A 23,499-nucleotide genomic window follows, 5' to 3' on the forward strand; every position below is an offset into this window, starting at 1 on the left:
CAGTCAATGCGCCTTAAGAGGATCCGCCTGGCCGGGTTCAAGTCCTTTCCGGACCCGGTCAACATCGAGGTTCCCACGAAATCCCTCGCCGTAGTCGGCCCCAACGGCTGCGGAAAATCGAACATCATCGACGCGGTACGCTGGGTGCTGGGCGAAATCTCCGCCCGCCAGCTTCGCAGCGGGGCGATGGCCGAAGTCATCTTCAACGGTTCGGCACGGCGAACGGCGCTCGGGGCGGCTACCGTGGAGCTGTTGTTCGACAATACCGAGCCCGTTCCGAACTCGAGGTTCGCCGACTACGGTGAAATCACCGTGCGGCGCACGGTGGGGCGCGACGGCATTTCCGAGTACTTTCTGAACAATTCCCGCTGCCGGCGCAAGGACATCACCCAGATGTTCGCCGGTACCGGCCTCGGCATAGGCGGTTACGCCATCATCGAGCAGAGCATGATCAACCTTCTGGTGGAGGGGCGTCCGGATGAATTGCGCGCCTATCTCGAGGAGGCGGCGGGTGTGTCGGGCTACCGGCAGAGGCGGCGCGAGACCACCCTGCGCATTGCGCGTACCCGCGAGAACCTGGAGCGGCTGGCGGAGCGGCGAGCGGAGCTGGCCAGCAGTTTGCGCCGGCTCAAGCGCCAGGCCTCGGCGGCCGGGCGCTACCGCAAGAACCTGGGCGAGAAGAGGCAGGTGCAGGCGCAACGCCTGTCGCTGGACATTCGCGAACTGGACCGGCTGCTCGAGCGGACGAAGGTCGATGCCCGTACCCGGGAAACGCAGCTTGCCCGGGTCGAGGCGGAGCACCGGGGTCTGGAGGCGCGCATGCTCTCCGCGCGCGAGCAGCAGACGGAGGCGCAGGCGGCTTTTGACGAGGCCAACCGCGCCTACTACGAACTGCAGGCGGAAATCGCGGGCCTCGAGGATACCGTAGGCACGCAGCAGGCGCTGGGCCGGGAGCGTGAGGCCGAACTGACGCAACTGGCTGAAAGGCTTGAGGAATTGCGCACCGAACTCAAGGAGGAAGCGGGCGCTCGCGAGCGGCGCAAGGCCATGCTTGCCGAGCTGGAGCCGGAACTCGCGGCGGCGCGCGAAGAAGAGGCCAAGCTGCGCGCTCGATCCGAACAGGCCGTGGACCGCCAGTCGCGTTGGGAAGCGGACCGGCACGCGGCGGAAATGCGCCTTCAGTCGCTGCGCCAGGAGCGCGAGATGCTGCTGCGTGAGCGGCTGGCCGGCCTCGTGTCGTTGCAGAAAGCCGCACGCCGGCGCAGTGGCGAAAAGGCCGTCGAATGGCTGAACAGGAGCGGTCTGGCCGAACGCCCCCGCCTGTCCCAGAAACTCAAGGTATCGCGCCGCTGGCGCGGCGCCGTGGAATTGGTGCTTGGGGACTTTGTCGAGGCCACCCGCGTTGACGGACTTGCCTCCCTGGCGCGGGTCGATGAACTGGCGCCGGGCCTCATGCTGGTGGAAGGCGGAGAGACTTCCGCGGAGGATGGAACGCTTTTGGGCGAAGTGCGGGGAGCGGGCGCAGCAGCCGGATGGCTCGCCACGGTTCGGACCGCGCCGGATGTGTCCACTGCGCTTTCGATGATTGCGGACCTGGGCAAGGGTGAGTCCGTGATCACTCCGCAGGGCGTGTGGCTTGGCCGGGGATGGTTGCGGGTTGCCGGCCGCAAGGGCGAGGGCGCGCTGGAACGCGAGGAGGAGATCGCCGCGTTGAGAAAGGTCCTGGAGGATACGGACGACTATGCGGCGCCGGTCCTGGATATTCCCCCCGGAGAATCCGCCCGGGCCGAATTGCAGGCCCGCCTGGAGCAACTCAACGAGGATCTGAAGACCGCCAATGCCGAACAGGAGTCGGTTGCCGGCCGCAAGCCCGATGCGGCCCAGGACATACAGGCGATGCGGGAGCGGACCGCCGCGGCTCGCGAGCGCAGCCGCGACCTGGAACGCCGCGAGGCGGAACTCCGGTCGCAGCGCCAGGCGGCGCTTCGGTCCTGTGAACGCATCGCGGCGGACATCGACGATATCGAAGGACGGATCGGTCGGCTGAGGAGCCTGCGCGAGCAGTCGATCGAGGCGCTGGACAGGGCCCGGAAAAACCTGAAGTCCTCGCTCAGACGCAAACCCCGCATCGACCAAAGACTGAACGAGGCCCGGAAGTCGCGCGAACAAGCCGACGGCACGCTGGCCGCGGCGGAATCGGGACGCGCGGCAATCCAGCGGCGGCTGGCCGAGAAGCGGGAACAACTCGGCGAGGCGCGCGTGGAGCAAAGGGAAATCGAGGTTAGGCGCGATGGCCTCGCGGATCAGATGGCCGCGACCGGCCATGAGCTTGAGCAGATCCTCGAGGAACTGCCGGCGGACCTGAGCGTCGAAGAGCTGGACGTGCAACTGGGGAAGATCGAACGGCGAATCGAACGGATCGGTCCGGTCAACATGGCGGCCGAGCAGGAACTGGGCGAACTGAAGGAGCGCAAGGAATACCTCGATTCGCAGCACGATGACCTGACCGGCGCCCTGGAAACGCTGGAAAACACCATGCGCCGGATCGACCGCGAGACCCGTACGCGGCTCAAGGAGACGGGCGAGGCCGTGAGCAAGGGCTTCGACGTCAACTTCGCACGGCTGTTCGGCGGCGGACGGGCCGGCCTGGTTTTCGAAGGCGACGATATCCTGACCGCGGACATCCGGTTCATGGTGCATCCTCCGGGCAAGCGCAACGTGCGCGTCAGCCAGCTTTCCGGCGGCGAGAAATCGCTGGCGGCCATCGCCTTCCTGGTTGCCGTGATTCAGTTGAACCCGGCGCCTTTCTGCATGCTCGACGAGGTGGACGCGGCGCTGGACGACGTCAACGTCGTGAAGTTCTGCGACTTGATCGGCGAGATGTCGCAGGCAGTACAGTGCCTCGTGGTAACGCACAACAAGAGCACGATGCAGGCCGTCGACTACCTGCTGGGCGTGACCATGCAGGAGCCCGGCATATCGCGAATCGTCACCGTCGACCTTGAAGAGGCCGTGCGTCTTGCCGCCGCCTGACCGGCCCGCAGGACCGTCTCCCGAAAGCAAGGAAGAAAGGGCAGAGTGGCTGCGGGCGGAAATCCACCGCCACAACCGTCTGTACCATGAACAGGACGATCCCGAAATTCCCGATTCCGAGTACGACTCGCTCTATCGGGAACTGCGCGAACTTGAGGAGGTGCACCCGGATCTCGTAACCCCCGATTCGCCCACCCAATCCGTGGGTTCGCGCCCCAGCGAGGCCTTCGCACCGGTCGAGCATGGCGCGCGCATGCTGTCGCTCGAGAACGTCTTCGATGCCGAAGAGCTGGAGGAGTTCGATCGCCGTCTGGCCGGCCTTCTGGACGAGGAGACCGAACGGCAGTACTCCGCAGAACCCAAGCTGGACGGCGTTGCCTTGAGCCTCCTGTACGAGCGCGGCCGTCTGGTGCGGGCGGCCACGCGCGGCGACGGACGCGTTGGAGAAAACGTCACACATACGGCCCGCACCATAGCGTCGGTCCCCGATCGGCTGACGGGCGGCGATGTTCCCGAGCGTATCGAAGTGCGCGGCGAGGTTTTCATGCCGCTCAGCGGTTTTGAGGCGTACAACAGGCAAGCGGAGCAGGAGGGAGAGAAGGCCCTCGTCAATCCCCGCAACGCCGCCGCGGGCGCGCTTCGCCAGAAGGACCCGAAAGAGGCCGCCCGGAAAAGCCTCGATTTCTTTGCCCACGGCGTGGGCCGCGCGGTCGATGTGCCCGCCGTGGCGGGGCAGTCGGAGTTGCTTGAAGCCATGGCGTCGTGGGGCCTCAGGGTGTGTCCGGAAACCGAGAGCGTGGCCGGCGCGTCGGGATGCCTCGCCTACTATGAGCGGATCGCCGCCCTTCGCGAGAGCTTCGATTACGCTCTGGACGGCGTGGTGTACAAGCTGGAGCGCTTCGATCTGCGCGATCAGGCCGGGGCCTCTTCGCACGCCCCGCGCTGGGCCGTGGCGCAAAAGTTCCCCGCGGAGGAAAAGCTCACGACCGTGCGCGCCATCGAGTACCAGGTGGGCCGCACCGGTGCGCTGACCCCCGTGGCCCGGCTTGAACCGGTATTCGTGGGTGGCGCAACGGTCAGCAACGCGACCTTGCACAACTACGGAGAACTGCTGCGCAAGGACGTGCGCGCGGGTGACACGGTGGTGGTACGGCGCGCCGGCGACGTAATCCCCGAGGTCGTGCGCTCGCTGCCCGACCGCAGGCAGGGCGATCCGCCCGTGCCGCCGCTTCCCGACCACTGCCCGGAGTGCGCGTCGGAAGTCGTGCGGCCCGAGGACGAGGCCGTGGCCCGCTGCACGGGCGGTCTGATCTGCCCCGCGCAACGCCGCCAGGCCCTGATGCACTTCGCGTCCCGCGGCGCGATGGATATCGAGGGCCTGGGCGAGGTGCTGGTGGGGCAACTGGTCGATCGGGGCCTGGCGAAGAATCCGGCGAACCTGTACGCCCTTTCCAGGGAACAGCTCAACGAGCTGGAACGCATGGCGGACAAGTCATCGGAGAACCTGCTGGGCGCAATCGAAGGCAGCAAATCGACGACGCTGGCCCGTTTCCTGTTCTCGCTGGGAATCCGGGACGTCGGCCGGGTCACGGCCGCTTCGCTGGCGCGGCACTTCGGCAGCCTTGAGGCCTTGCGCAACGCGGACGAGGAAGCGCTGCAGGAAGTGCCGGACGTGGGTGAAATCGTGGCCCGACGGGTGAGCGAGTTTTTTCGGCAAGGCGACAACCTGCGAGTGATTGCCGAGCTGCAGCGCCACGGCGTGGAATGGCCGGACGCGGACGCAGCTCCCGCGGCATCCACCGGCCCCTTGCGCGGCAAGACCCTGGTCCTGACCGGCACACTTGAGGGAATGACCCGAGACGAAGCCCGGGAACGAATCGTCATGGCCGGAGGCCGGGTCTCGTCCGGCGTCTCAAAGAAGACCGACTACCTGGTGGCGGGCGCTAATGCTGGCAGCAAGCGTGCGAAGGCCGAAAAACTCGGCGTAGAAATCATAGGTCAGGCGAAACTGCTCGACCTGCTGAGCTGACGGCGCGTTGCGGTCCGGCAGGCAAGCTGTCACACTTGCGGCAGGAAACCAGAGAACCCCACAGGGGCGTTTGAGGTGACGATTCTTCTTGGAGTGAATGTCGATCACGTGGCTACCTTGCGCCAGGCGCGGGGAACCGCGTACCCCGATCCGGTGGAGGCCGCGCGGCAGGCGCTGTATTCCGGCGCCGACTACATTACCGTGCATTTGCGCGAGGATCGGCGCCACATCCAGGACCGCGATGTTGCGCGCCTGATCGGGATGCCGGACGTGCGCGTGAACCTGGAGATGGCCGCCACGGAGGAAATGCTGGCGCTCGCCGAGCAATGGCGTCCCGAGGATTGCTGCCTGGTGCCCGAGCGGCGCCAGGAACTCACGACCGAGGGCGGGCTGGACGTTCGCGCGCAGGCCGAAACGCTTGGCGGCGCCTGCGCACGCCTGGCGGACGCCGGGGTGCGGGTATCGCTGTTCGTCGATCCGGACGAGGCGCAGTTGCGTGCAGCGGCCGAAGCCGGAGCGCCGGTGGTCGAGTTGCACACGGGCGTTTATGCGGACGCCGCCAACGCGTCGGCCCGGGCGGAGGAACTGGCGCGTGTCAGCCGCGCCGCAACGGTCGCGGCGGGGCTGGGACTGGTGGTTAACGCCGGGCACGGCCTGCATTACGAAAATACGGCCGCGGTGGCGGCGATTGGGGAGATTGCCGAACTCAATATCGGTCATGCTATCGTTGCCCAGGCGATATTTGATGGTTTCCCCGGGGCCGTAAGGCGAATGAAGGACCTTATGGAAGCGGCCCGCGGGCAGGAGCAGGCAAGGGGGCGGCGACGATGATTTACGGAATCGGAACGGACCTGCTGCGGATCGATCGCGTCGAGCGCGTATACAGGCGGTTCGGCGACCGGTTCGTCCGCCGCGTATTGATGGATTCCGAACAGCGAGAATTCGCCGCCGCAAAGAGACCTGCGCGTTTTCTGGCCATGCGGTTCGCCGCCAAGGAAGCGATCGTAAAGGCGCTGGGCACGGGGTTTCGCCACGGAATGTGGGTCCGCGATTCCGGAGTGCGGCATGACCGCAGGGGCCGCCCGGAGATCATCTTTTCACCTCGCGGCAAGGCTGCGTGCGCCGCCGCCGGAGTCAGCGGCGGTTACCTGAGTTTGACTGACGAAGCCGGCCTGGTTGTGGCGACGGCGATACTGGTATCGGGGGACAGCGGATGAGTGCGAAACTGGTTCTTGACATTGAAACGGTCCCGGATGCCGAAATGGGGCGGGGGCTGTACGGACTGGACGACCTGGACGAGGGTGAGGTGATGCGCGCCATGCTGCATCACTATCAGCAGCGCACAGGCCTGGAGTTCCTTCCTCCGATTCAGCACAAGGTGGTGGCGATCGGTGTCGTGCTTCGCAACGACGAAGGGGTGCGGCCGCTGGTGCTCGGTGAGGAGGATGCCAAGGAATCCGAACTGATCATGCGTTTTTTCCGCGGGCTCGGGCACTACGTTCCCGACCTGGTTACCTGGAACGGGGCCGCTTTCGACCTGCCGGTGCTGAACTTCCGCGCGCTGCGCCACGAGATCCAGGCCAAGAACTACTGGGAAACCGGAGTGAACGACCGGGCCTTCCGCTTCAACAACTACCTGTCGCGTTTCCACTGGCGGCATACCGACCTTATGGATGCGTTGTCCGGCTTTCAGGGTCGCGGGCGGCCAAGCCTGCGAGAAGCCTGCGCGCTGCTCGGCCTGCCCGGCAAAAACCTGATGGAAGGATCAAGCGTCATGGACGCCTACCTCGAAGGGAGGATCGGCGACATCCGACGCTATTGCCTTGAGGACGCGCTGAACACCTACCTCGTGTCCATCCACTTTGACTACCTTCGGGGAAACCTGACGCAGGACAGCCTGGATGACGAGTACGGACTGCTGATCGATGTGCTCAAGTCAAGCGGCGAGCAGCACCTGACGGAGTTTGCCCGCAAGCTGGAGGCCGAACCCGAGGATCGGAAGGAGGCCGCCGACGCGGAATCTGCCGGCGATGCGGGTTCGGATGACGATCAGCCCGCTGCGGACCCGCAGCCGGGAGAAGCCGCCAGGGAAGAATCGGCGACCGTTCACTAGTTCCCACGAACGATGGCGGCTGAAGTCCTCATCGGCATATCGCGGCAAACCCTGCAGCTCCTCGAGGGCGGCAAGGTTGTCGGTCGATGGCCCGTATCCACGTCCCGTTACGGTCCCGGAGAACTGACCGACAGCATGGGAACGCCCCGCGGCCGGCATCGCATCCGGGCCTGCATCGGGGACGGGCAGCCGTCGGGCGCGGTGTTCGTGGGACGTCGCGCAACCGGCGAAATCTACTCCGAGGAACTGGCCAGGCAGCACCCCGGGAGGGACTGGGTGCTCAGCCGAATCCTGTGGCTGTGCGGCGAACAGCCCGGGTATAACCGGCACGGCCGCGTGGACAGCATGCGCCGCTACATCTACATTCACGGCACGCCCGATTCGGAACCGATGGGCGTGCCGCGCTCGCACGGCTGCGTGAGGATGCGCAATGCCGACGTAATCGCGCTGTTCGATCGTGTCGGCCCCGGCTGCCGCGTCGACATCCAGCCGTAGGGGGGCGGGAGTTGGGCCCGCTGATGATCGATCTCGAGGGCCTGGCCCTGCAGTCGGCGGAGGCGGACCTGTTGCGCCACGAAGCAGTCGGCGGCGTCATCCTGTTCAGCCGCAATTACCGGCTTCCGGGCCAGGTGCGCAGCCTGGTTGCCTCCATTCGATCCGCCGCCGAACGTCCCGTGTTGGTCGCCATCGACCAGGAGGGCGGCCGGGTCCAGCGCATGCGCTCGGGTTTCTCCGTCCTGCCGCCGGCCCGCGTTCTCGGCGAGGTCCACGATTCCGATCCCGGCCGGGCCATGGAGCTGGCCCGCGCACGCGGCCGCCTGCTGGCGCTGGAACTGGATGCGGTCGGTATCGACTTCAGCTTTGCGCCGGTTGTGGACGTGGACCACGGCAGGAGCGGCGTGATCGGCGACCGCGCCCTGCACGGCGATCCCGAAGTCGTGTCGATTCTCGGCACGGCCTTCGTTCAGGGCGCCGCTTCCGGCGGCATGGCCTGCGTGGCCAAGCACTTTCCGGGTCATGGCTGGGTAGCGGCCGATTCCCACGTCGAGCTGCCGGTGGACGAGCGGGACTACCCCGCATTGCTTGCCGATCTTGTGCCCTTCGAGCGGCTTTTCGCGGCCGGCGCGGGGGCGGTCATGACCGCGCATGTGCAGTATCCCGCGGTGGACGATCCCACGCCCTGCTATTCGCAACGGTGGTTGGGCGAAGAGCTGCGCCGGCGCTTGGGTTTTTCCGGCGCGATCTTTGCCGACGATCTTTCCATGCACGGGGCGGGTCAGGCCGGCGATCTCGGACAGCGCGTGGAGGCCGCCCTGGAGGCCGGGTGCGACATGCTGCCGATCTGCAACGACCCCGAGGGTGTGCGCGAACTCCTGAGGGACTGGCGCTTCGACATCAGCCCAGGTTCCGCCACGCGTCTGAATCGCCTGCGCCGCGCCGCTTGATGGCGATTGACGGGCTGGCGGTGATTTCGGGTGCTCCGGCGGAGCGGCTGGGCATGGGGCCGCCGGAGAGTCCGGCGCCGACAGAGGATCAGCCCTATGGCCCGCCTTCGGCGCCCGTGGAGATACGGCGGCTCAATCGGGTTCCGGTTCTCTACCTGAACAGGCACGGCGCGGACTACGCGATCGCGCCTCATCGGATCAACTATCGCGCCAACCTAAAGGCCCTGGCCGAGGCCGGCGCCAGGCGCATTCTGGGCGTTCATTCGGTGGGCGGCATCGCCGCGGAGGCCGTCCCCGGCGCCATCGTCATACCGCATGACCTGATCGACTACACCCACTCGCGCGAGACCAGCTTCGCTCAGGACGGTGCGGGCAAGAGCGCGTTCGTCGAGTTCGCGAACCCTTTCGACGCGAACATGCGTAGGGGCCTGGTCGCGGCCGCTGAAGGCACGGACTGCATTGTGCGGGGCGTCTACGGCGCGATGCAGGGTCCGCGGCTGGAAACCGCCGCGGAAATCGACCGGCTGGAACAGGACGGATGCACGCTGGTGGGCATGACCCTGATGCCGGAGGCGGTGCTGGCCCGCGAACTGGGCATTCCCTATGTCTCCCTGTCACTGGTGACCAACCATGCCGCCGGCCGGAACAGGCAAGGCGAAATGGCCGGCATCATCGAACAGCACGCCGTCTGGCTGGACACGGGCCTCAAGCGCGCCCGGGAGTTGCTGCTCCGCTGGCTCACCGAACCGCGCGCGCACCCACGGTAGCGCCTTTGTGTGCCTCGTTCTCGCGGGAACGTTGGAGCAGGACAGCGAGAATCGAGCCAGGATGGCGCTTCCAGCGAGAAGGAGGCACACAAAGGCGCGAAATCGAAGCGCCCAAAGAAGCGGTCAGCCCTCAGTCACCCGCTTCCGGACGCGGACGATAGCGGAACAGGCGCGCGATGGCCCCGAACCGGGGATGGTCGAAGTAGTGGACTTCCCCCAGCAGGAGTCGGCGCCGTTCCCGGATTCGATACTCGCCAACGTCCTCTTCAACCGCGGGCATGCGCAGGTCGAGTGCGAGATGCACGAACCGTTCCTCTTCCAGTGACGCCAGCCCGCTGAAGGGCAGCGGCCCGGCAGCAAGCGTGGACAGCCGCAACGGTATCGGTTCGCCGCTCCACTGCGCCGGCATGGCCCAGGCGAAGTGCGCCAGTGGCCGGTAGCCGGCACTGCGGCGCATCGATAACCAGATGCCGTCCAGGGCGAATTGCGCGCGGGTCAGCGCCAGAAGGCCAGCCGGTGGGCCGGGCGTCGCGGAATCCGAGTCCGGCAGCTCCAATGGCGCGGGCCAGATCTCGGGAGGCGGCAGATCCGGGGACGCATGCATGAGGTCCTCGGTGCTTTCCTCCGGCGCCAGTTGCAGAAAAACGATCATTTCCAGGGCCACCCGGAACTCGCCATCCTGCGCCTGCACGGGCCCGGCAAGCAGGAGGCACGCCGCGACCTGAATCAGGGCGACGATCGGCAGGCCAGGGGATCTATGCGGCAGGGGACGAGGCACGACACTAGTGTACGGTTTCGGATCCGCGGGCCTCTTCAAGCGATTCAAGCAGGCGTTCTATGTAACCAAAGCGCCGCTCGGGCCGGGACAGATCGGCCCGAAACCTGAGCGCGCCATGGGGCCGCAAGGAATATTCTTCCGGCTGCCGCCGGGCCAGTGCGGCGAGATGCAGGGGGTCCACAGGCGTGTGGTTGTAGAACTCCGCCTCGCCGCCGCGGTCCGCGGCCTGCAGCACCCGTATGCCCAACTCCCGCATGCGCTGCTGGATTCGCGCCTGCCGGAAGAGATTCATCGCCTGATCGGGCGCCGGGCCGAAGCGGTCCACGAGTTCGACCATGAGCGCGTTCAGGCTTGATGCGTCCGCGGCGGTAGACACGCGCTTGTACCAGCTCAGGCGCTGGTTGACGTCGGGCATGTAGTCCTCGGGCAGCAGCGCGCCCAGGTTCAGCTCGACGTCCGCGCGCGGCTGCGCCGCGACACCCGGGCGCTCGGCGGGACTGTCCCGCAACTCCTGCACGGCCCGGCTCAGCATGTCGTTGTAGAGGCTGAAGCCGATCTGCTGTATTTGCCCCGACTGCTCCTCGCCCAGCAGTTCTCCCGCGCCCCGGATCTCCAGGTCGTGGGTAGCGAGCAGGAACCCGGCGCCGAGTTCGCCGGCGGCCTGTATCGCTTCCAGGCGCTTGTGCGCGTCGGCGGTCATCTCCTTTTCGTGCGGGCGGATCAGGTAGGCGTAGGCCTGGTGATGGGAGCGTCCGACCCGGCCCCGCAACTGGTGCAACTGGGCGAGCCCCAGCCGGTCCGCGCGGTTGATCAGCATGGTGTTGGCGTGGGGAATGTCCAGTCCGCTTTCGATGATGGTCGTGCACACCAGCACGTCGAAGCGGCGGTGATAGAAGTCGGTCATCACGCGCTGGAGTTCCGCGTCAGGCAGTTGGCCGTGGGCCACTTCCAGCCGCGCGTCGCCGAGCAGCGCCTGCACTTCGCGCGCGATTCGGTCGATGTCCCTGACCCGGTTGTGGACGAAGAACACGGCGCCCCCGCGGCGCAGTTCCCGCCCGCAGGCCTCGCGGATCAGGCTGTTGCGCCACGGCGTGACGAAGGTCCTGACCGCCATGCGCGCCGGTGGCGGCGTGGTGATCAATGACAGATCGCGCAGGCCGCCCAGGGACATGTTAAGCGTCCGTGGAATAGGCGTGGCCGTGAGCGTCAGGACGTGCAGGTCGGCCCGCAGGCTCTTGATGCGTTCCTTCTGGCGCACGCCGAAGCGGTGTTCCTCGTCGACGACCAGCAACCCCGGACGCTTGAAGCGCACCCGGGCGTTCAAAAGGCCGTGGGAGCCGACAACAATGTCCGCGCGCCCGTCGGCAAGCCGCTCCCGCACCTCCTCGTTCCTGCGGCCGGCGCCGAAGCGGGTCAGCATTTCGACCCGGACGGGCCAATCGGCAAAACGGTCGCGGAACACGCGGTAATGCTGCTCGACCAGCAGCGTGGTCGGCGCCAGGACCGCCACCTGGTGGCCCTGGAATACGGCTGCGAAGGCTGCGCGCAGCGCCACCTCGGTCTTGCCGAAACCCACGTCTCCGCAGATCAGCCGATCCATCGGCCGGCCGGCCGCGAGATCGTCCAGCACCTGCTCCACCGCGCGTTCCTGGTCGTGCGTAAGCCGGTAGGGGAAGCGGGCCGTGAATGCGCTCATCTCCGCGGGCGGGGCCTCGATGGCCGGCATGGTCCGCGCGGCGCGCCGGGCCTGCAGTTGCAGCAGTTCGGCGGCGACGTCCCGCAACTGGCGTTCCGCGCGCCGCTTGATCCGATCCCAGGCGTCCGAGCCCAGCCGGTGCAGAGGAGCGTGCTCGGGGCTTCCGCCGGTATAGCGGGTAATGAGCTGCATGTCGGACACGGGCACGTAAAGGCGGTCGCCGCCCGCGTACTGCACGCGCATGAACTCGGCCGGCGCGCCTCCCGCGTCCATGTGCTGCAATCCCTCGTAACGGCCGATGCCGTGGTCCTCATGCACCACGGGCGCTCCCGGCACAAGGTCGGCCAGGCTTTGCAGTATGGCTTCGGGCGGCGGCTGCCCGCGCCGCCGGCGCCGGGTAAGCGGTCGCTGCCGGCCGAACAGCTCGCGTTCGGTGAGCACGGTCAGCTCGTCGTGGAGCACGATTCCGTGATCCAGCGGGCTCTCGGCCAGGCACAACGGCGCATTGGAGGCCAGGAAATCGCTCCAGGACGCGACGTCCTGCGCCTTGAGTTGCCTGCCGCGCAGCAACTCGCGAACCAGTTCGCGCTGACCGGCAGTTTCCGCGGCCAGCAGAATGCGCCGGCCGGGCGCTTGCGCGTAGGCTTCCAGTGAAGTGTGCTCGTCGCTGCGGGTCAACGGCACCATCGGCGCCGGCCGCGCACTGACGTCCTGCGCCCCGGCCCGAACGGCAATGTCCGCCAGTGACTCGGGCCGACAGTGGACGCTGCGCAGGCCCGCCACGGCGGTCTTGTGCAGGTCCGGAGGCGCGAAGAGTTCTTCCGGCGGCAGGCAGGGTTGTTCCAGGTCGCCGTCCCGCTGCCGGTACCGGTCCATTATGGCTTCCCACTCCGATTCAAGAGCGGTTTCGACGCCCGGGAGAAGGACGACCGCGCTGTCGGACGGAAGGTAGTCCCAGAGGGTTTCGGTTCGTTCGAAGAACAGCGGCAGGTAATTCTCCGCCCCCTGCGGCGCCACGCCCTCGCCCAGTTTCCGGAAAACCTCCGCCCGCGCCGGATTTTCCGGGAACCGCCGCCGGAATCGTTCCCGGAAGCCGTCGATGCTGTCCGAGTCCAGCGGAAGTTCGCGTGCTGGCAGGAGGCTGAACGAATCCAGTTTTCCGGTGCTGCGTTGCGAGGCCGGGTTGAACCGACGGATGGATTCGACCTCCCGGTCAAAGAACTCGATCCGCACCGGCGCCGGGGAGCCGCTGGGAAAAATGTCCAGCAGCGCGCCGCGCACGGCATATTCTCCGGGCTCATTGACCAGCGGCACCCGAAGATAGGCCGCTTCGTCGAGTCTTCTCCGAAGGTCTTCGGGATCCAGTTCCTGCCCGGTACGGCAACTGACCCCCAGCCACTGGCGAAGCTGCGCGCGCGGCGGCAGGCGGTCCAGCAGCGTGGGTGCGGCGACAAACAGCGTCCGCGCCGTTTGAGGAGCCTCGTGAACCAGCAGGCCGGACAGCGTTTCCAGGCGCCGCGACGTGATTTCGGGATGCGGGCTGAACAGGTCGTAGGCGAGCGTTTCCCGGTCGGGCAGGAATGCCACGCCCTCGTCGCGCCCCCGCAACCACGCCACCTGCTGCATGAATTGCTCCACGCGTCCCGGCTCGGGCGTCACGACCAGTACGCATGGCGAAACGCCGGCGTCAATCAGGCCGGCGCAGACCAGCGGCGCCGCGCCCGCGCTGACCCCATGCAGTTGGAGCACCACATCGCGCCCATCCGGCCAGACAATCGGCCGTATTGCCGACAAAGCCGCAGCGGGGGCCCGTTCGTCTTTCATACGGCGCGCATTATGAAGGCGAACATCGCGGGGAAGCACAAGCGGTTCGTGGGACAATGTCGCGATGATCCGGCCCCTAGCGCTTGCCATCGCCTGGCGATACCTGCGTGCGCCCACGCGCAACCGCTTCGTTTCCTTCATCGGCCTGGCTTCCGTAATCGGTCTGGCCTTGGGAGTAGCCTCGTTGATCGTCGTGATTGCGGTAATGGACGGCTTCGCCGCCGAATTGCGCGAACGGCTGCTCAGGTTTGACGCCCAGGTGAGCGTGCTCGCCGAAGACGGGCTGGGCGAATGGCGCGAAACCGCGGAAGAACTGGCGGCATTGCCAGGTGTCCGGCGGGTCGGTCCGGTGGTGGAACTGGAAGCGCTGCTCGTCTCCAGGCGGCGCTATGCCGGCGTGCAGTTGCTGGGAATAGCCGCCGATCCAGCCATGCAGGCAGCGCCGTACGGCCAGTCCGTCATCGCGGGATCCTTCGCCGATCTGCACGCCAATGCCGGTGGGCTGGCGCTCGGACGCTACCTTGCGGACACGCTGGGCGTGCGCGTGGGCGACACCGTCCGGGTGCTGATCCCCCGGCCCAACGGCGCCGCGCCGAGCCTGCGGGACCTTCCGGTCAGCGCGGTATTCGTTGCGGGCAACGCCGGGCCGGACAGCAGCCTGGCGCTGGCGGGTCTGCCGATCGTTTCGGAACTCGCCGGCCTTGAAGGCCGGGTCAGCGCGCTGCAGGTGAGCGGCAGCGATCCGTATGAAACGCCGGCCGTGGTGGAAGCCTGGGCGGCAGGCTCCGAACGGGTCGGCGCCGAAAGCCTGACGACGCGCTCCTGGATGCAGCAGCATGAGGCGTTGTTCCGAACCGTGGAACTGGAACGCCTGGCCATGGGTGCGCTGCTGTTCACGATCATCGCGGTGGCCGCGTTCAACATCGTTGCTACGCTGGTCATGTCGGTCAACGAGCGCCGCAGCGAGATTGCCATTCTGGCTACCCTCGGAGCCCGAACGCCCACCATCATGGCGGTTTTTTCGCTGCAGGGCCTGTTGGCGGGAATCATCGGGGTGGGCCTGGGAGGCGCGCTGGGCGTCTGGCTGACGCTGAACGTGGACGCTGCGATGCAGTTCCTTGAAAACCTCTTCGGGTTCGACTTCCTGCCGGCGGAGTCCTTCTATCTCACCGGAGTGCCTTACGAATTGACCGCGACGCTCGTCATTACGGTGACCGGGCTGGCGCTGCTGCTGTCGACGCTGGCGTCCTGGTACCCCTCGCGGCATGCGGCGCGGGTGGACCCGGCCGGCATCCTTCGCTACGAGTAGGCCCATGCGAGCGTTCGAACTCTGGATGGCGTCGGCGCAGCTCAGGGCGAACCGCCGCGGGGGGTTCGTTTCGCTGGTATCGATGCTATCGATGCTGGGAGTCGCGACCGCGGTGGCCCTGCTGGTGGTCGTGCTGTCGGTCATGAACGGTTTCGACCAGGTCGTGCGCGAGCGAATACTCAGCGTGCTGGCCCACGGCAGCTTTCACGGCCCCGCCGGTGAACTGGGCGAATGGCGTGAACTGCGCGACGCCGCCCTGATGCACCCGGAGGTCGAATCGGCGGCGCCGTATATCGATGGACAGGGCGTGCTGAGCGCGCCGGATGCCGTTGCGGGCGTTCAACTGCTGGGCTTTGCACCTGATGAGGCGGCTTTCCGGGCTCTGGGCGGTCTCACCAGGGACATGGCGCTGGAGACGCTTGCGGCCGGTTCGTGGCGGATCGTGCTGGGCAGCGAACTGGCGAGGCGCCTGGACGTGGGGGAGGGCGACGATGTCCTGCTGCAGGTACCGCAGGGCTGGAGCACGCCGGCGGGAATCGCGCCGCGCATGCGCCGCCTTGAAGTTGCGGGCGTCTTTCACGCCGGAATGAACGACTTCGACCGCTCGCTCGCCTGGATGCACTACGAGGATGCGCGCCGGCTATTCGGTCTGGGCGAGGCCGCCGGCGGGCTGCGGGTGATGCTCAGGGACCCCTGGCGGGTGGAAGCGGTGATGCCGGAAATCGCGGGCGAAAGGGCCGGGAATCTGTTTGTTCGCTACTGGACCTGGGAACACGCCAGCTTTTTCTATTCCATCGCGATGACCAAACGCATAACCATTATCATTCTGACGCTTCTTGCGGCGATCGCCGCTTTCAACATTGTCTCCAGCCTGGTCATGATCGTGCGCGAGAAAACCCCGGACATTGGCATCCTCAGGACGCTCGGATCCACGCCCCGTTCGGTCATGGCGATTTTCGCCGGGCACGGGGGTTTCGCGGGCCTGCTTGGCATCGGGCTCGGGCTCGCCGTGGGGATTCCGCTGGCCGTGTGGGCCGGGCCGCTCACTTCGGCCGTCGAACGGTTTTTGGAAACCAGCATCGTCAGCCCGGGCTACAGCCTGGATGAAATGCCCAGCCGCATCCTGGTTCCCGAAGTCGTCGCGGTATGCGCGCTGGCGCTGCTGTTGTCCCTGGTCGCAACCGTCTATCCGGCGCTGCGCGCGGCCCGCACCGACCCGGCCAGGGCCACCCGCCTGGACTCCTGACATGAATGAAGCGAAGTCCGCGGCCCACGCACCGCCCTTGTCCTGCCACGGGTTGGTCAGGCATTTCCGCGAGCAGGGCCGGGTTCTTGAGGTGCTGCGCGGCGTGGATCTCGAGATTGCCGCCGGCGAGCGCCTGGCGGTCGTGGGCGCCTCGGGTTCCGGGAAGACGACGCTGCTTCAGTTGCTCGGCGGCCTGGACACGCCCACGCGCGGCTGGGTCGAGCTGAACGGCAGGAATTTCAGCGCGATGCGGCCTGCGGAACGCGGAAGCAGGCGCAACCGCCACGTCGGTTTCGTTTACCAGTTTCATCACCTGCTGCCCGAGTTCAGCGCCGTGGAAAACGTCGCGATGCCGCTGCTGATCCGTCGATCCGGCACATCCGAAGCGTTGGCGAACGCGCGCGAGCTGCTCGAGCAGGTGGGGCTGGGCGAGCGGCTCATGCATCGTCCGGCAAAACTCTCGGGGGGCGAACGTCAGCGCGTGGCCGTGGCGCGCGCGCTGATCACCCGACCGTCAGTCGTGCTTGCCGATGAACCTACCGGCAACCTGGACCCCGAATCCGGCGAACAGGTGTTCGAGCTCCTGCTGAAGCTGAATCGGGACACCGGGACTGCGCTGGTCGTGGTGACCCATGACTTGAAGCGCGCCCGGCGCATGGACAGGGTCCTCGCCCTGCGCGACGGCCGGCTGGCCGAAGCGGGCAACTGAACGCCGTCCCCCGCTGCTGATGCTGCGGCTGGGCATGGCATGGCTGGCCGGCGTCTGCCTGGCATTCCTGGTCCTTCCGCCGCCTCCCGATCCGTATCTTTTCGCCGTCATTCTGGCCATCGCGGCGCTGACCGCATGGGTCATGCGCGGTACGCTCATCGGCGTTGCGCTGCTGGGCGCTGCCGTCGCCCTTTGTCTGGGCGCGATACGGCTGGAGCAGCGCATGCCGGACTCCGCCGGCCGCGTGGACCGGATCGTGACCGGGGTGATCGACGACTTTCCGAGCGTCGCCGCCGGGACCTGCCGCTTTCGGCTCCGGGTCGGCGAGATCGCGGACCCGGGGCCGCGTCTCGAGCGCATCCAGGTGACCTGGTACGAATGTCGCGAGCCGCCGCGGGCAGGGGAAACCTGGCTCTTCAAGCTGCGCGTGCGCGCTCCCAGGGGCCTGTTCAACCCGGGCGGATTCGATTTCGAGCAGTGGGCGTTTCGCGAGAACCTGAGCGCAACGGGCTATGTGCGCGATGAACTCGCGCCGCAACGCCTGGCCGGCTGCGAAGCGGGCCCGCGGCTGCTGTGCGCCCGGGCCGTACTCGTGGAACGAGTGCGGACCTGGCTTAAAGGCAATCCCGGAGTGCCGTACGTCATCGCGCTGACCACCGGAGCGCGGCATTTGCTGACCGATGGAGACTGGGAGGCCCTGCGACGGACCGGGACCGCGCACCTGTTTGCGATATCGGGCCTGCACGTGGGTGTCGTGGCCTGGTTCGCCTGGCTGGTGGGTTCCGCCCTGGGCCGCATTGCCCAGAGCTTGCCCGGCGGGATTCGGGCGCGCCATGCGGCCGCCGGCATGTCGTTCCTGGCAGCCCTTGGCTACGCGGCGCTGGCCGGCTTTGCGGTCTCCACGCTGCGCAGCCTGGCAATGATTACGGCCGTTCTCGTGTTCGCCCGGATGCGCCGCTACGGTGGACTCGGGGCAGCCCTCGGCGCCGCCCTGCTGGTGGTTCTCGTGCCCGATCCGTTTGCGGTGCTTTCGCCCGGGTTCTGGTTGAGTTTCGGCGCAGTGGCGCTTCTGGCGCTCAGCGTGCTCGGCCTGCGCGAACCGGTCGCCGGTTCCGGCGGGCAGGGTGCTTCAATCGCGTCCTCCCGGGTACGCCGGCTGGCCGTGGCCCAGTGGCGCATTTCCCTGGGACTGGCGCCGCTGGTTCTGGTTTTTTTCGGCGAGGTTTCGTTGATCGGGGCGGCCGTCAACCTCATCGCGATTCCGCTCTTTTCCCTGCTGATCGTGCCGGGCCTGCTGGCGGCCCTGCTGTTGACCGTCGTCTGGCCTGCCGGCGGCGTATTCCTGCTCGACAACGGCGCCGGCCTTCTCGCGGCCGTGATGTCGATGCTGTCACAGCTTTCCGTTCTGGAAATGGCCGCGTGGTCGCCGCCGGATTTCGGATTGCTGCCCGCCATCCTGGCCGTTGCCGGGGTCGCCTGGCTGCTGGCTCCCAGGCCGGTCCCGGCACGCTGGGCTGCCCCGCTGCTGCTTGTTCCGGCGGTGCTGGGCCTGGACCGGAATCCCGACCGGACCGAACTGGCGGTCACCGTGCTGGATGTGGGCCAGGGCCTGTCGGTACTGGTGCAGGCGCCCGAATACAACCTGCTGTACGACGCCGGCCCCCGGTATTCCTCCAGTGACGCGGGCGACAGCGTGGTCCTGCCCGCCATGGACTCGCTGGGCGTGCAGCGCCTGGATGCGCTGGTGGTCTCGCACGGCGACAGCGATCATGCGGGCGGAGCGGCGAGCGTTCTGCGCGCGCATCCCGAAGCGGAGCTGATTGCTCCCGCCCTGTACGGACTGGAACCGGAGCGATACCGGCGCTGCGTTGCCGGAGTGCAGTGGGCCGCCGGTGCGGCGCGGTTTCGTGCGTTGAACCCGGACCCGGGCGCGGGATCGCGCGGCAACGACGACTCCTGCGTCCTGGTCGTCGAGGCCCCGGGCGTGCGGGTGCTGCTGCCGGGCGACCTGGAATCCCCCGGCGAGTCCCGACTGGTCGACAGGGCCCTTGACGGGCCGTTCGACCTGGTCCTTTCACCGCATCACGGCAGTTCAAGTTCCTCTTCGCGCGAGTTCGTGCAGGCCGTGCGCCCCCGCCTGGTGGTGCATTCCACCGGATTCTTCAACCGCTGGGGGTTCCCCAGGGAAACGGTCGTCGCACGCTGGGCCGAGGCAGGGGCCCGGCAGTGGGACACGGGCGCGAGCGGCGCGCTGCGATTCGAAACACGCGGCGGTAGTCCGCTGGAGCTGGCGACGGAGTGGCGCCGCGACAGGGCGCGGCTCTGGACCTATCCCGCGCCGGCCGAACGTGATTCGGAATTTCCGGGCGCCGGGTAAACTCGGAACATGCAGCCCAAAACTCCGATGAGGCGCCTTGCGGCGCTGGCCGTCCCGTACTGGCGCAGCTTTCTGCTCGCGGTCCTGGCCATGGCCGTATTCGCATTGACTGAATTCGGGTTCGCGTTTGCCGTCAAACAGCTGACGGGACTGCTGGTCAATGAAGGGGGGCCCTGGGCGAGATGGTTGCCGGCCGGCGTGCTGGCCCTGTTTCTCATACGCGGCGTTTCCGGCTTCGTTTCGGCCCATCAACTGGGAAGAATCGGCCGCTCGGTGGTCGGGCAGCTCAGGTCGATGCTGTTCGAGCGGTTCCTGCACATGCCCGTGCGCGCGGTCGAAAATCAGCCGCGCGCGCAATTGCTCTCGCGCATGCTGTACGACGCCGAGCAGGTAGCGGATGCGGGGTCGACGGTCATCACGACCATCGTTCGCGACAGCCTCACAGTGCTCGTGCTGGTCGCCTACATGGTCTACCTCAGTGCCGGACTGTCCGCGGTGGTGCTCGTCGTCGCGCCGCTGATCGCATTGACCGCGCGGGTGCTGTCGCGGCACTTCCGCCGCTACAGCAGCCGGATACAGGAAAACATGGGCGAGGTCTCGCGGCTCACCGATGAGGCCTTGCGCGGGCTCCGCATCATCAAGGTTTTCGGGGGCGCACATCGGGAGAGCGAACGCTTCGCCCGCGCCAACGAAAGCAACAAGAGGCTGCATCTCAAGCTGATCATGGCGAGGGCCGGCGGCGACGGCGTCACGATGCTGCTGGCTGCCGTGGGCGTTGCCCTGGTAGCCTGGTTCGTCGCCCGGTATTCCGTCACCGAGGGGCTCGCGGTCGACGACTTTACCGGCTTTATTGCGGCCATGCTGCTGCTGATGACGCCGCTGAAGCATCTCACCAACGTCAATGCCTCCCTGCAGCGGGGACTGGCGGCCGCGGAATCGGTATTCGGCCTGCTGGACAGCGCGGTGGAGTCCGATGCCGCCGCGACGCCGGCCCTGCCGAGCGGAAAGCGCGCCGGGGGCGAGCTGGAATTCGTCAACGTTTCGTTTTCCTATGACCGCGAGGGCGCGGCGGCACTACGCGACGTAACGCTCGCAATCGAGCCCGGCGAGAGGGTGGCGATCGTGGGGCGATCGGGCAGCGGCAAATCCACCCTCGTGAGCCTGATACCGCGCTTCTTCGAACCGGACGCCGGAGAACTGCGGCTGGACGGGCGCCCGCTGAACGATTGGCGACTGGCGGACCTGCGTGCGCAGATCGCTCTGGTGACGCAGGACGTCATGCTTTTCAATGACACGCTGGCGAACAACATCGCCTACGGCTCGCTGTCCGGCACCGGTGCGGGCGCGGTGGAGGCAGCGGCCCGGGCCGCCCACGTCATGGAGTTCGTGGAATCCAGACGCGACGGCCTGGACGCGCTGGTGGGCGAAGGGGGCCTGAGCCTGTCCGGCGGGGAGAGGCAGCGGGTGGCTATCGCACGGGCCCTGCTGAAGGACTCGCCGGTCCTGATTCTCGACGAGGCCACCTCGGCACTGGACAGCCGCTCGGAGCGCCACGTGCAGGAAGCCCTGGACCGGCTGATGCGCGGCCGAACCACGCTGGTCATCGCCCATCGGCTCAGCACAGTGGAACATGCGGACCGCATCGTGGTCCTGGAACGCGGCCGAATCGTTGAAGTGGGGCCGCACGCCGAACTGCTTGCCAGGGGCGGCCACTACGCCAGCCTGCACAGGCTGCAATTCCGAAATAGCAGGAATGCCGGCTGACGCGCCAGTGCCGTGGGGGCGGCGCGGCTGGCTCAGCGCCTTGCTCTGGCCGGCGGCGGGCCTGTTCGCCACCGCCGCCACCATGAGACGGACAGCCTACCGCAAGGGCTGGGTGCGTTCGTTTTCGGTGGACGCCCCGGTGGTGATCGTGGGCAATATCAGCGTGGGCGGAACCGGCAAGACGCCGATTACCGGCTGGCTGGCACAGTCGCTGGCAAACGCAGGCCGCAGGCCGGCCATCGTCAGCCGCGGCTACGGAGGACGCCGGCAGAGCCTGCCGATGCGCGTCACGCCACACTCCGATCCGGGCGAAGTCGGCGACGAGCCGGTGATGCTGGCGAAGCAGGCCGAATGCCCGGTGTGGGTCTGCATAGACAGGGCCGGCGCCGCCCGCCGGGCGGTAGCGGAAGGCGCGGAAATCGTGCTGTCGGACGACGGACTGCAGCACTACCGCATGGCGCGGGATTTCGAGATTTGCGTCGTTGACGGTGACCGTGGCCTGGGAAACGGTCGTCTGCTTCCGGCCGGTCCGCTGCGCGAGTCTTCCCGGCGTCTCAGGGAAGTGGATGAAGTTCTGGTCCAGGGCATGGAAAGCGAGTTCCCCGGGCTGAAATTCGAATTGCGGATCGACCGGGCGGTGCGGCTGGACGGGGCTGGGGAGCGGCCGTTGGCGGAATTCGCCGGCCGGCGGGTCCTGGCGCTGGCGGGGGTCGGCTTCCCGCAGCGCTTTCATGCGGCGCTTGGGGCTTATGGTCTTGAAGTGGAGCCGGTCCGCGCGCCGGACCACGGCCGGGTTTCCCTGGAATCGTTGCTGAAACGTGGTTTGCCGGTGATCATGACGGCCAAGGACGCCGTAAAGTACCCGGACCCCGGTGGAGGGGATCTGTGGTGGACTCCCGCAATGGTTTACATGCCCGAAAGTTCCCGCGAGCGAATCCTCCACAGGGTTCTCGCTTTGCTCGACAAGAACTAGTGCGAACAGGCCCGGATGACAGCCATCTTTCATATCGTCATTCCCGCGCGTTACGCGTCCAGGCGCTTGCCCGGCAAGCCCCTGACACCGCTGGCGGGGCGGCCGCTGGTGGAGCATGTCTGGCGCCGGGCCGGCGAGGGCGGGGCGAAAACCGTCGTGGTGGCCACCGACGACGAGCGCGTGGCCTCTTGCGTGGAGAACTTCGGCGGCCGGGCCTGTCTGACCCGTGCGGATCACGCCTCGGGATCGGACCGGGTAGCGGAGGTGGCCGGGCAGCTCGGGTTCGGACCGGACGAGGTGGTCGTCAACCTCCAGGGCGATGCGCCGCTGGTCGATCCCGCGCATATTCGCGCCGTAGCCGGCAGGGCGCTTCGCGACGATCTGGCCACGCTGGCTTCGCCGCTGCCCGACCCGGCCGGGGCCGCCGACCCCAATGTGGTCAAGGTGGTGCTGGATGCGGCCGGAAGGGCCCTGTATTTCAGCCGCGCGCCCATTCCCGCCAGCCACCCGGCCAGGGCCAGCCGCCCCCGCTTTCTGCGCCATACCGGCCTGTATGCCTACCGCGTTCGGGTTCTGAAGAGGCTGACGGCCGAGCCGCCCTGCGAGCCGGAAAGGTGCGAGGGGCTGGAGCAGCTCAGGGCCCTGTGGCTGGGCATGAGCATCGGCGTGGAAGTCGTGGACCCGCCACCGGGGCCGGAAGTGGACACGCCCGAAGATGTGCGCCGGGTGGAGTCGATGCTGCGCTCCGTATAATATTTTCCCCCTGCCACCAGCCATCCAGCGAGGGATTTCATGAGCGTTCAAGCTTTGCGCAAAGAAACCGACACCAGGCCGGGCGCCCGGCCTTCAGCCGCCGGCGGGCCTCCGCCCGGAGTAATGGGCGGTCCTCCGCCGAACGCCTGGACCGGCGTCGACACCGGCGTCGAAGGCCGTGAGGAGGAATTCGGCAAGTCGGTGGCGGTGGTGCTCAAGACCCTCAAGAACACGAAGCCCTATGCGCACGAGATCAACGACGCCCTGATCAAGGCGCGGCTTCAGGCCATGCAGTTCGCCAAGGACCAGGGATTGATGGAGGAATACGTGGCCCACGACATCAAGACCATGAAGCCGCTGACCAATATCATGAAGGGACTGGTCGAGAAGACCGGGCAACCCGAGATTGCCCTTATCGGCATCTTTGACCGCACGGCCTGCCACTACCAGTTGTGCCTGGAAACGGAGTCCGGTCCCGGAATGCGCCGCTGGCGTTCACCGTTCGCCCGCGTGCTTGCGGCCACTCACAGGATCGGACAGTTCGATCTGACCGAGGAGTGGATTCACGAGAACTGGACCCGGCCGCGGCTGCTCGGATACGCCGAAGCCATAGGCGTGGAGATGCGCGTTTCGCACTGGCAGCCCGACGGCTGGCTGACCGCCGAAGTCGATTGAGGGTCTGA

18 protein-coding genes are annotated in these 23,499 nt (G+C 67.2%); 16 read left to right on the plus strand and 2 right to left on the minus strand.

Translation table 11 applies throughout. The features are described 5' to 3' along the window. The first annotated feature begins 6 nt into the window (after positions 1-6). From F4Y72_11135 to F4Y72_11170, 8 genes are all read left to right on the plus strand, one after another. Positions 7-3,033 (plus strand): AAA family ATPase, encoded by a 3,027-nt coding sequence (locus F4Y72_11135; GenBank protein ID MXZ28837.1) that lies wholly within the window; start codon positions 7-9, stop codon positions 3,031-3,033. Continuing rightward, entirely contained in the window at positions 3,020-5,062 is a 2,043-nt protein-coding gene (ligA, locus tag F4Y72_11140; protein MXZ28838.1) for an NAD-dependent DNA ligase LigA, read from the plus strand. Before F4Y72_11135 ends, ligA begins: the two co-directional genes overlap by 14 nt. A 75-nt stretch (positions 5,063-5,137) precedes the next feature. Continuing rightward, the gene (gene pdxJ / locus F4Y72_11145; protein ID MXZ28839.1) at positions 5,138-5,893 is read left to right on the plus strand and encodes a pyridoxine 5'-phosphate synthase; all 756 of its coding nucleotides are present in this window, start codon (positions 5,138-5,140) and stop codon (positions 5,891-5,893) included. Continuing rightward, on the plus strand, positions 5,890-6,279 hold the full coding sequence (locus F4Y72_11150; protein ID MXZ28840.1) for a holo-ACP synthase: 390 nt from the start codon (positions 5,890-5,892) through the stop codon (positions 6,277-6,279). Before pdxJ ends, F4Y72_11150 begins: the two co-directional genes overlap by 4 nt. Further along, entirely contained in the window at positions 6,276-7,175 is a 900-nt protein-coding gene (locus F4Y72_11155; protein MXZ28841.1) for a 3'-5' exonuclease, read from the plus strand. Before F4Y72_11150 ends, F4Y72_11155 begins: the two co-directional genes overlap by 4 nt. A 12-nt stretch (positions 7,176-7,187) precedes the next feature. Beyond that, positions 7,188-7,670 (plus strand): L,D-transpeptidase, encoded by a 483-nt coding sequence (locus F4Y72_11160; GenBank protein ID MXZ28842.1) that lies wholly within the window; start codon positions 7,188-7,190, stop codon positions 7,668-7,670. 23 nt (positions 7,671-7,693) lie between these two features. Then, positions 7,694-8,620: a beta-N-acetylhexosaminidase gene (gene nagZ, locus F4Y72_11165; protein MXZ28843.1), complete on the plus strand. Its 927-nt coding sequence runs from the start codon at positions 7,694-7,696 to the stop codon at positions 8,618-8,620. After that, positions 8,620-9,387, plus strand: a complete 768-nt coding sequence (locus tag F4Y72_11170; protein MXZ28844.1) for an S-methyl-5'-thioinosine phosphorylase — start codon at positions 8,620-8,622, stop codon at positions 9,385-9,387. The genes nagZ and F4Y72_11170 overlap by 1 nt, the downstream gene beginning before the upstream one ends. 130 nt (positions 9,388-9,517) lie before the next feature. Here F4Y72_11170 and F4Y72_11175 read toward each other — a convergent pair whose 3' ends face one another. Both F4Y72_11175 and mfd read right to left on the minus strand, forming a co-directional pair. Then, a complete protein-coding gene (locus F4Y72_11175) occupies positions 9,518-10,213 on the minus strand; it encodes a hypothetical protein (protein ID MXZ28845.1) in 696 nt (231 codons plus the stop codon). Next, positions 10,170-13,826, minus strand: a complete 3,657-nt coding sequence (gene mfd, locus F4Y72_11180; GenBank protein ID MXZ28846.1) for a transcription-repair coupling factor — start codon at positions 13,824-13,826, stop codon at positions 10,170-10,172. The genes F4Y72_11175 and mfd overlap by 44 nt, the downstream gene beginning before the upstream one ends. On the opposite strand from mfd, the gene F4Y72_11185 reads away from it, so the two are divergent. Genes F4Y72_11185 through F4Y72_11220 form a run of 8 tightly spaced genes read left to right on the plus strand, consistent with a single transcriptional unit; the run spans position 13,750 to position 23,491 of the window. Beyond that, on the plus strand, positions 13,750-14,994 hold the full coding sequence (locus F4Y72_11185) for an FtsX-like permease family protein (protein ID MXZ28847.1): 1,245 nt from the start codon (positions 13,750-13,752) through the stop codon (positions 14,992-14,994). The two genes, mfd and F4Y72_11185, sit on opposite strands and share 77 nt — an antisense overlap. After that, entirely contained in the window at positions 14,951-16,240 is a 1,290-nt protein-coding gene (locus F4Y72_11190; GenBank protein ID MXZ28848.1) for an FtsX-like permease family protein, read from the plus strand. Before F4Y72_11185 ends, F4Y72_11190 begins: the two co-directional genes overlap by 44 nt. A gap of 1 nt (position 16,241) precedes the next feature. Then, entirely contained in the window at positions 16,242-16,949 is a 708-nt protein-coding gene (locus F4Y72_11195; GenBank protein MXZ28849.1) for an ATP-binding cassette domain-containing protein, read from the plus strand. 19 nt (positions 16,950-16,968) lie between these two features. Further along, on the plus strand, positions 16,969-19,326 hold the full coding sequence (locus F4Y72_11200; protein ID MXZ28850.1) for a DNA internalization-related competence protein ComEC/Rec2: 2,358 nt from the start codon (positions 16,969-16,971) through the stop codon (positions 19,324-19,326). 9 nt (positions 19,327-19,335) lie between these two features. Then, positions 19,336-21,090: a lipid A export permease/ATP-binding protein MsbA gene (gene msbA / locus F4Y72_11205; GenBank protein ID MXZ28851.1), complete on the plus strand. Its 1,755-nt coding sequence runs from the start codon at positions 19,336-19,338 to the stop codon at positions 21,088-21,090. Beyond that, entirely contained in the window at positions 20,957-22,063 is a 1,107-nt protein-coding gene (locus F4Y72_11210) for a tetraacyldisaccharide 4'-kinase (protein MXZ28852.1), read from the plus strand. The genes msbA and F4Y72_11210 overlap by 134 nt, the downstream gene beginning before the upstream one ends. Before the next feature lie 15 nt (positions 22,064-22,078). Continuing rightward, positions 22,079-22,816 carry a 3-deoxy-manno-octulosonate cytidylyltransferase gene (gene kdsB, locus F4Y72_11215; GenBank protein ID MXZ28853.1) on the plus strand — a complete coding sequence of 246 codons (738 nt, stop codon included), beginning with the start codon at positions 22,079-22,081 and terminating at the stop codon, positions 22,814-22,816. 39 nt (positions 22,817-22,855) lie between these two features. Beyond that, a complete protein-coding gene (locus F4Y72_11220) occupies positions 22,856-23,491 on the plus strand; it encodes a hypothetical protein (protein ID MXZ28854.1) in 636 nt (211 codons plus the stop codon). Positions 23,492-23,499: the final 8 nt, after the last annotated feature.

The organism is Gammaproteobacteria bacterium, from assembly GCA_009838035.1.
Taxonomy (GTDB): Bacteria; Pseudomonadota; Gammaproteobacteria; order Steroidobacterales; family Foliamicaceae; genus Foliamicus.